Origin of the sequence: Sulfolobus sp. B1, from assembly GCF_007050195.1 — an archaeon.
Classification (GTDB): domain Archaea; phylum Thermoproteota; class Thermoprotei_A; order Sulfolobales; family Sulfolobaceae; genus Saccharolobus.
In genome coordinates this window covers 1-1,776 of record NZ_QIMI01000215.1, presented here as the reverse complement: position 1 = coordinate 1,776, position 1,776 = coordinate 1, and the positions used below count along the sequence as shown (strand labels likewise).

At 33.1% G+C, this 1,776-nt stretch carries 2 protein-coding genes; one reads left to right on the top strand and one right to left on the bottom strand.

Going from position 1 to position 1,776, the window contains the following annotated elements:
* The coding region (locus tag DMP16_RS09575; RefSeq protein ID WP_143577164.1) for a DUF72 domain-containing protein at nt 1-222 on the bottom strand (222 nt) is incomplete at its 3' end.
* Between the two features lie 266 nt (nt 223-488).
* Here DMP16_RS09575 and DMP16_RS09570 point away from each other — a divergent pair.
* Complete coding sequence (locus DMP16_RS09570; protein WP_069283371.1) at nt 489-1,604, top strand: hypothetical protein; 1,116 nt, start codon at nt 489-491, stop codon at nt 1,602-1,604.
* Nucleotides 1,605-1,776: the final 172 nt, after the last annotated feature.

The window sequence follows — 1,776 nt, the reverse complement described above, 5'->3', positions numbered from 1 at the left end:
TCCTTCTGTAAAATTCTTCATCCTCTTATAAGTCATTTTATTGTAATTATGGGTTATAACTTGAAGTGCCTTCAAGGTCAGTTCAACGTGGTATTCTTCTGCCAACCTTCTCCATTTATTTAGTGTCTCTTCTTTGACCACATCGTAAAATGTCTGCTGAACTTCAAGTACATCGAAATATTTAAAGTGTCTCGTTGTAAAACCGCAAGTTCCGACTTTCATATATTGAATATGTGTATTTAACAATATTTAACTTAGAATACTGCTAAGTTTCTCATCAATCTTAAGATCAAAACGAAAAGTTGTATCCTATAGCACTCTGACATCCTCCCTGACAAAGGGCTTTCTTTTTCGTGTATAATATCAATTTATGTTGTAATCAGCATTAATTAACCTATAAAAATCATGATATTATAAATACATAATTTCAACACACTATTAAACTCATAAGCGATATATTTTTAATATTAAATTTGCTTAATTTTCTCATGCGGACTATTTTTCCAGGGAATCACACGTATAAAATGCTATTTGATTATGATTTATCTAATGCGCTATATAATCCGGTTGATGAGAATGAGATCATAGCCGATGTTCATGCTAGAGAAACGCCTGCTAAGAAAGCTCTCGTCAAACTCTACAAGGGAAAAATCGTAGAGAAGGTTTTCGTTGACTACCCTTGGAAATCAGCTAACGATATGAATGTTTACCCTGAAGAAGACGAATTATTAATAGCATATTATCAAACACCTATCATTGAAGTTAGAAAATTAAGTAGTTTAGAGTTGAAGAGAAAAATAAAGATTGAAAACGTAAATACTGTCGCATCAGCTTCATATGATAGTAGAGGGAATGTAGTCTATGTGGGAGATAACGGAGTCTATAGGATTAGAGATGACGGTAGCACTGAGTTGCTATTAAAGGTTAATCAAGGTTTAAGTATAGACTGTCAAAGGTCTCCCTTTGGTCAAAACTGTGCCGTTGTATCCCATAAGGATCACCAAATACTAGTTTTTGCAGAGTGGGGAGAAATAATGAGCAGGATTTACTTTCCTTTTCCCGGTGGAGTAAGGTATACTCCGGATGAGAGATTAATAATTTCCAGCGGTAAGGTAGATAAACACGTTCAACTCACTGTGATCTTGGGAGCTACACATTTAAGACCAGATAATGGATGGTCTGGATATCTTCATGATTATTCAACATTGCCATCAAATAGGGCTGACTCAGTAAATCTTGATAAGTATCTTTTTCAATGGTATTTAGGAGCGTTTGAAGTAAAAGCACCTTTACCAAAATTTAAACCATATCTAGTTAAATTAAGTGACAGAGCTAAGGATGATTATCTTAAACTTAACGATTATAATTCCTTCACACCTTTGCCCGTTTTCCATGAATGCGATATAATTTTAATTGCAAATTCTAATGTTGAAGCGATTGTTGAGGCAAAGAAAATGAGCTATGTATTTTATGGTACGATTAACGATTGGTTCCTCTTCGATACGTTTAACAATAATAAATACAAGTTGCGTACTCCAGGTTTATATAGGTTTAAAGTAAAAGGAGAAGTAGAAGAAGCTTACGCTATTTGTAAACCTAAATGACATTCTTTCCTTTATACTCTTTAGTGTCTTCGATTCTCCTTTATAAGATGCTTCTGTTTAAGAAAGAATAAAAAATCCTAAATATAAGTATTATTTAATGAGTATCAGTATTGGCATAATAAATAGTAACTTGTTGTCACTCTTAGGTCAAATAATACTTTTAATATTGTTC